Annotated in this window: 6 protein-coding genes and 2 pseudogenes; 7 read left to right on the top strand and 1 reads right to left on the bottom strand. The window is 69.4% G+C overall.

Annotated elements, in window-relative coordinates; all coding sequences use genetic code 11:
• The first annotated feature begins 210 nt into the window (after positions 1-210).
• The 4 genes from FV228_RS17950 to rpsI all read left to right on the top strand — a co-directional run bounded on the left by FV228_RS17950 (position 211) and on the right by rpsI (position 3,326).
• Positions 211-1,515 carry a nucleotide sugar dehydrogenase gene (locus FV228_RS17950; RefSeq protein WP_147855874.1) on the top strand — a complete coding sequence of 435 codons (1,305 nt, stop codon included), beginning with the start codon at positions 211-213 and terminating at the stop codon, positions 1,513-1,515.
• A 59-nt stretch (positions 1,516-1,574) separates the two neighbouring features.
• The gene (locus tag FV228_RS17945) at positions 1,575-2,159 is read left to right on the top strand and encodes a CoA-binding protein (RefSeq protein ID WP_187277803.1); all 585 of its coding nucleotides are present in this window, start codon (positions 1,575-1,577) and stop codon (positions 2,157-2,159) included.
• Between the two features lie 217 nt (positions 2,160-2,376).
• Complete coding sequence (rplM, locus tag FV228_RS17940) at positions 2,377-2,838, top strand: 50S ribosomal protein L13 (RefSeq protein ID WP_147855873.1); 462 nt, start codon at positions 2,377-2,379, stop codon at positions 2,836-2,838.
• A gap of 2 nt (positions 2,839-2,840) precedes the next feature.
• Positions 2,841-3,326, top strand: coding sequence for a 30S ribosomal protein S9 (rpsI, locus tag FV228_RS17935; RefSeq protein WP_147855872.1), 486 nt, complete (start codon positions 2,841-2,843; stop codon positions 3,324-3,326).
• 91 nt (positions 3,327-3,417) lie between these two features.
• On the opposite strand, the pseudogene FV228_RS34255 reads toward rpsI, so the two are convergent.
• Positions 3,418-3,552 (bottom strand): annotated as a pseudogene (locus FV228_RS34255) (DUF1778 domain-containing protein); the annotation flags it as partial.
• 147 nt (positions 3,553-3,699) lie between these two features.
• Here FV228_RS34255 and FV228_RS17925 point away from each other — a divergent pair.
• The 3 genes and pseudogenes from FV228_RS17925 to FV228_RS17915 form a co-directional block, all read left to right on the top strand.
• Positions 3,700-5,160, top strand: a complete 1,461-nt coding sequence (locus tag FV228_RS17925; protein WP_147855870.1) for a helix-turn-helix transcriptional regulator — start codon at positions 3,700-3,702, stop codon at positions 5,158-5,160.
• Between the two features lie 258 nt (positions 5,161-5,418).
• Positions 5,419-5,784, top strand: a complete 366-nt coding sequence (locus FV228_RS17920; protein WP_147855869.1) for a CsbD family protein — start codon at positions 5,419-5,421, stop codon at positions 5,782-5,784.
• A 32-nt stretch (positions 5,785-5,816) separates the two neighbouring features.
• Positions 5,817-6,219, top strand: a pseudogene (locus tag FV228_RS17915) (PhnA-like protein); the annotation flags it as partial.

Genomic DNA, 6,219 nt, shown 5'->3' with positions numbered 1-6,219 from the left:
GGTACAGGATGAGGCGATCGTAGCGGCTCTTCCGGACGCGTCGCTCCCCTCTCCCGACCCCCTTCGGGGGCCACCCTCCCCGGCAAAGGGGGGAGGGAGGTCGCGGGGCATGTAAGGCGATGCGCCATCACCGCCTGCCCCCGCATACCGAAACCCGCCCGGAGCAGGTATGACCCGATCCGGGCGGCACGCGCCCCGCACGGCATCACGATGGACGTCACCCCCTCCGAAACGACCTGCGTGGCCATCGTCGGCCTGGGCTATGTCGGGCTGCCGCTCGCCCTGGCGTTCGGGCAGGGCCTGCGCACGATCGGCTACGAGCGCGCGACCGCCAAGGTCGCGGCCTACCGGGACGGGATCGACCCGGCCGGGGAGATCGAGCCGGGGGCGTTCCGGGCGGCCCTGCACCTGTCGATCACCGACGACCCGGCCGGCTTGTCGGAGGCCGACGTGATCGTCGTCACGGTGCCGACGCCGGTGGACGACGCCCAGAGCCCGGATTTCGGCCTGCTCACCGAGGCCTCGGCGCTGGTCGGGCGGCACATGCGGCGCGGGGCGACCGTGGTGTTCGAATCCACGGTCTATCCGGGCGCCACCGAGGAGGTCTGCGTGCCCGTGCTGGAGCGGCATTCCGGCCTGCGCTGGAAAACCGATTTCTGGGTCGGCTACTCGCCGGAGCGGATCAATCCCGGCGACCGGGAGCACAGCCTCGCCCAGGTCGTGAAGATCGTGGCCGGCGACACGCCCGAGACGCTGGACCGGCTCACTGCGCTCTACGGGACGATCATCGAGGCCGGGATCCACGCGACCTCGTCGATCCGGGTGGCGGAGGCCGCCAAGGTCATCGAGAACACCCAGCGCGACCTGAACATCGCGCTGATGAACGAGCTGTCGCAGATCTTCGACAAGCTCGACCTCGACACCCTGGAGGTCCTGCGGGCCGCCGGCACCAAGTGGAACTTTCTGCCGTTCCGCCCGGGGTTGGTGGGCGGCCACTGCATCGGGGTCGACCCCTATTACCTGACCCACAAGGCCGCGATGGTCGGCCACCATCCGCAGGTGATCCTGGCCGGGCGGCGGATCAACGACAGCATGGCGGCCCACGTCGCCCGCAAGACCGTCAAGCTGATCGTCCGGCAGGGTGGCAGCGCCCGGGGCGCCAGGGTCATCGTGCTCGGCCTGACCTTCAAAGAGAATTGCTCGGACCTGCGCAACTCCAAGGTCGCCGACCTGATCCGGGAGCTGGCGGAGTTCGGCTGCGCCGTCTCGGTCCACGATCCCCGCGCGCGCAAGGACGAGGCGAGGACCGAGTACGGCATCGACCTGATCGACTGGGCCGACCTGCCCGACCAGGCCGACGCCGTGGTGGTGGCGGTGCCGCATCGGGACTATGCCGAACGGCCCCCAGAGGAGATCGCCGCCCGGCTCAAGCCCGGGGGCCTGATCGTGGACGTGAAGTCGCTCTACGATCCGGCCGCGTTCCGGGCGCTGGGGCACGAAGTCTGGCGACTGTAGAGATGGGAGCCCGCACGGCCGCCGGCCCTGCGATGAAGCGGCGGGAGCGGATCCGCGACATGCACGAGACCAGCACCACCGACGCGCCGGACCCGGATTTCGCCGCCCGGCACGCGCGGTATCCCGAGGCGCAGATCCGAAAGATCCTGACCGACACGCGCACGATCGCGCTGGTCGGCGCCTCCGCGAACCCGGCGCGCCCGAGCTGGATCGTGCTGAAATACCTGCTCGACCGGGGCTATGCGGTCACGCCCGTCAATCCCGGGCTCGCCGGGCAGGACCTGCTCGGGCGGCGGGTGGCGGCCTCGCTGGCCGAGATCCCGGAGCCGATCGACATGGTCGAGATCTTCCGCAACTCCGCCGCCGCCGGCCCGCTGGTGGACGAGGCGCTCGCCCTCGACCCGCTGCCGAAGGTGATCTGGATGCAGCTCGGCGTGCGCGACGACGCCGCCGCCGCCCGGGCCGAGGCGCGCGGCCTCACGGTGATCATGAACCGCTGCCCGAAGATCGAGTACGGCCGGCTCTCGGGGGAGATCGGCTGGACCGGGGTGAACTCCCGCATCCTCACCGCGAAGAAACCGGTTCTGGCGGGCCGGGGCGTCCAGAGGCTCACCATCGCGGAGCGCGGCAAACGCCCGGAGTGAGCGACGCGGTACCATGATACCGCCAATGCGAAGTCATTCCAGAACAAGCCGTTTTCGGGATTTCGATTTTATCGGTTGACGCGTCGGGGATCCCCGGCTATCCACCGGCCGTCGCCGCCGCGTGCTCCCCACGCGGCGGCTCGTTTTTCGGCACCCCGAGGCTGTCCGCGTCCCGATCCGTCGGGGTTCCGGCGCGTCGGAACCCTGGGATCTCACCATGAAGACCACCTCGCTAAAGCCCGCCGAGGTCGACAAGAAGTGGATCGTGATCGACGCGGAGGGCCTCGTCGTCGGCCGCCTCGCCTCGATCGTCGCGATGCGCCTGCGCGGCAAGCACAAGGCCGCCTACACGCCCCACGTCGATTGCGGTGACCACGTGATTGTCGTCAACGCGGACAAGGTGAAGTTCACCGGCCGCAAGTACGTCCAGAAGCGCTACTACTACCACACCGGCTATCCGGGCGGGATCAAGGACCGCACGGCCAAGTTCATCCTCGAAGGGCGCTTCCCCGAGCGCGTGGTCGAGAAGGCCGTCGAGCGCATGCTGCCCCGCGGCCCGCTCTTCCGGCAGATCCTCGGCAACCTCCGCGTCTACAAGGGCGCCGAGCACCCGCACGTGGCCCAGCAGCCGCAGGCGCTCGACGTCGGCGCCCTCAACCGCAAGAACGTGAGCGCTTGATCATGGCGACCCTCCAGTCCCTCGCCGACCTCAACCGGGCGAATACCGGCGCGGACGATTCCGCCAACGAGGCCCCGGTCCACGTCCAGAAGCTGGACGCGCAAGGCCGCGCCTACGCCACCGGCAAGCGCAAGGACGCGGTCGCCCGCGTCTGGATCAAGCCGGGCAACGGCACGGTCACGATCAACAAGCGTCCGGTCGAGGTCTACTTCGCCCGTCCGGTGCTGCGCATGATCCTGCGCCAGCCGCTGGAGATCGCCGGCCGCGTCGACCAGTACGACATCAACGTCACGGTCGCCGGCGGGGGCCTCTCGGGCCAGGCCGGCGCGGTGCGCCACGGCCTCTCGAAGGCGCTGACCTACTACGAGCCGGAGCTGCGCGCCCCGCTCAAGCGCGAAGGCTTCCTCACCCGCGACGCCCGCGTCGTCGAGCGCAAGAAGTACGGCCGCAAGAAGGCCCGCCGCAGCTTCCAGTTCTCGAAGCGCTGATCCGCGGTCTCATCGACGGTTTGGAGGAGGGCGGTTCCTGCGGGAGCCGCCCTTTTTCGTGTTCGGACCTCGCCACGCCGAGCGGGCAGCATCACAGGTCATCGGGCAACGCCGCGATCGCGGCCCGCAGCTTGTCATTGGGCGGCGGGGGGTCTTCGAGCAGAGCGAGGACACGCGCGAAATCCCACTCCGACAGGTACAAAACCTCGGCTGCCTCGGTTACGGCCGCAACCTCCACACCATGCCCCTCGATTACTGACCTAAGTAAAATATACCAGCAATCCGATTGCGCACAAGGGAACAACCGGGTGCGCCGCCTGTTACCCGCCGCCGATCCAGTCCGGGTCGCACCAGGCGAGGCAGCTGAACCACCGTGACCGCGGGCGTCGACAGACACGAGCTGAGGCAGATCATCGCCGGCCTGACCGAGGGCGTGATCCTGGTCGAGCCGGACCAGACGATCACCTGGGCCAACGACGCCGCCCTGGCGATGCACGGGGCCGGCAGCCTGGAGGAGCTGGGCGAGACCGTCGACGCCTACCGCGACCGGTTCTCCGTCCGCTACCGCAACAACCGGCCGCCCGAATCCTACCCGATCGAGCGGGTGGTCCGGGGCGAGACGTTCCACGACGTCATCGTCGAGGTGGTGCGCACCGACCAGCCGGACGTCACCTTCGTCCATTCCCTACGCAGCCTGGTCGCCACCGACCGGGCCGGGCAACCGAGCTGCCTCGCGCTGATCCTCCAGAACGTCACGCCGCAATTCGAGGCCGAGGAGCGGTTCGAGAAGACCTTCAACGCCAACCCGGCGCCGGCCGTGATCACCCGGCTGTCCGACCTGCGCCACGTCAAGGTCAATGCCGGCTTCCTGGAGATGACCGGCCACACCCGCGACCAAGTGATCGGGCGCAGCGCCTACGAGGTCGACGTCCTGGCCGGCGCCAAGCAGCGCGAGCTGGCGGTGGCGCGGCTCAATGCCGGCGCGACCATCCCCCAGATGGAGGCCTGCCTGCGGCTGCCGGATGGCGGCACCCGCTTCGTCATCGTGGCCGGCCAGCCGATGGAGATGGGCGACGAGCCGTGCATGCTCTTCACCTTCGCGGACCTGGAGCTGCGCAAGAAGGCCGAGACCTCCCTGCGTCAGAGCGAGGCCCGCTTCGCCACCGCGTTCCGGATGACGCCCGTGCCGACCCTGCTCGCCCGGGCCGACGGCTTCGCCATCACGGCCGTCAACGAGGCCTTCCCGCGGATCTTCGGCTACGGCCAGGACAAGACCGTCGGCCGCTCCGCCGAGGAGCTGGGCCTGTGGATCTCGGACAGCGCCCGGAAGAAGTTCGAGGCCACGGTCCGGCGCACCGGCTACGTGCTCGGCCTCGAGACCTGCATGCGACACGAGGACGGCACCGAGATCGACTGCCTCGTGTCGGCCGAGCGGGTGGTGATCGGCGAGGACGACTACGTCCTGGCGGTGCTCCAGGACATCACCGAGCGCAAGCGCTCCGAGCGCGAGCTGTTCACCGCGATCGAGACCGTGATGGCCGACACCTCGTGGTTCAGCCGCGGCCTGATCGAGAAGCTCGCGGGCCTGCGCCATCCCGGCCGCGACAGCACCGACGAGGGCGTCCAGAGCCTCACGGTCCGGGAGCGCCAGATCCTCGGGCTGGTCTGCGCCGGCCTCTCCGACGAGGCCATCGCCAAGCGGCTGAACCTGTCGCGCAACACCGTGCGCAACCACGCCGCCGCCCTCTACCGCAAGCTCGGGGTCCACAAGCGCACCGAGGTGATCGTCTGGGGCCGGGACAACGGCTTCACCACGCGAGAAGCTAGTACATAAGTCCGATCAAATCAGTATAATTATACCATTGAACCAGCGGTATCAGACCCCACTCTAGTATCGACCGGTTCAACGGCGGGTTCGACCATCGAGACCCATCCACGCCGAGCGGCGCCGCGGGGATTCCCGCCGGCGGCCAGGCTCAGCACTCTTCGCAGACGTCCGACGCGAAACCCGGGATCCTGCGCAACGCGTAGTCCGGGTCGAGCGGCGCACGACCACCAAGCCACCAGCCGACCCCCAGACAGGAGAGACATCATGGTTGATACGGATCGCGTGACGGGCGCCGCCAAGGCGTTCGTCGGCAAGGCGCAGGGCGCGGTCGGCGACCTCACCGGCTCGAAGAGCGACTCGGTCGAGGGGCGCTTCCGCGAGGCGCAGGGCTCCGCCGAGAACCTCTACGGCCAGGCCAAGGACACGGTCCGGCAGGTTGCCGACCAGGCTGCCGACTACGCCGAGGACGCCAGCCACTACGCCGAGGACGCCTACGAGCATGCCGGCGACTACGCCCGCCGGGGCACCCGCGCCGTGGCCCGGCAGGTCGAGGAAAGCCCGATCGTGGCGCTGCTGATCGCGGGAGCGGTCGGCTACGGCCTCGCCCTGCTGATGCACACCCGCCGCTGAGGCCGGGCCGCGCGTCCGGGACGACCAAGACGATGACGACCAAGCCGACGACCAGGAGTAACCCAGTGGCCACGTCCCCCAACATCTCGACCGCACCGCTCGCCCATGCGAGCGACTCGCGAACCATCCTGCTCCACCACGTGTCCTGGGGCGCGATCTTCGCGGGCGCCACCACGGCCCTGGTCGCCCAGGTCATCCTCAACATGCTCGGCGTCGGCATCGGGCTGTCCAGCGTCGGCATGAACGCCGCCGACAACCCGGCCGCCTCGACCCTGTCGATGAGCGCCGGCATCTGGTTCGTCGCCTCGGGCATCGTCGCCTCGCTGATCGGCGGCCTCCTGGCCGGCCGGCTCTCGGGCAAGCCCCTGGCGGGCGCCGCAGGCCTGCACGGCCTGGTGTCCTGGGCGGTGACCACCCTGGTGGTGCTGTACCTGC

Source organism: Methylobacterium sp. WL18 (assembly GCF_008040015.1).
Taxonomy (GTDB): domain Bacteria; phylum Pseudomonadota; class Alphaproteobacteria; order Rhizobiales; family Beijerinckiaceae; genus Methylobacterium; species Methylobacterium mesophilicum.
Note: the sequence above shows the minus strand (reverse complement) of the source record. Positions and strands in the feature narration are given on the sequence as shown.

Coding starts and splice junctions, on each gene's coding strand:
- rpsI (WP_147855872.1), top strand. CDS start 2,841: ATGGCGACCCTCCAGTCCCTCGCCGACCTCAACCGGGCGAATACCGGC.
- FV228_RS17950 (WP_147855874.1), top strand. CDS start 211: ATGGACGTCACCCCCTCCGAAACGACCTGCGTGGCCATCGTCGGCCTG.
- FV228_RS17920 (WP_147855869.1), top strand. CDS start 5,419: ATGGTTGATACGGATCGCGTGACGGGCGCCGCCAAGGCGTTCGTCGGC.
- FV228_RS17945 (WP_187277803.1), top strand. CDS start 1,575: ATGCACGAGACCAGCACCACCGACGCGCCGGACCCGGATTTCGCCGCC.
- rplM (WP_147855873.1), top strand. CDS start 2,377: ATGAAGACCACCTCGCTAAAGCCCGCCGAGGTCGACAAGAAGTGGATC.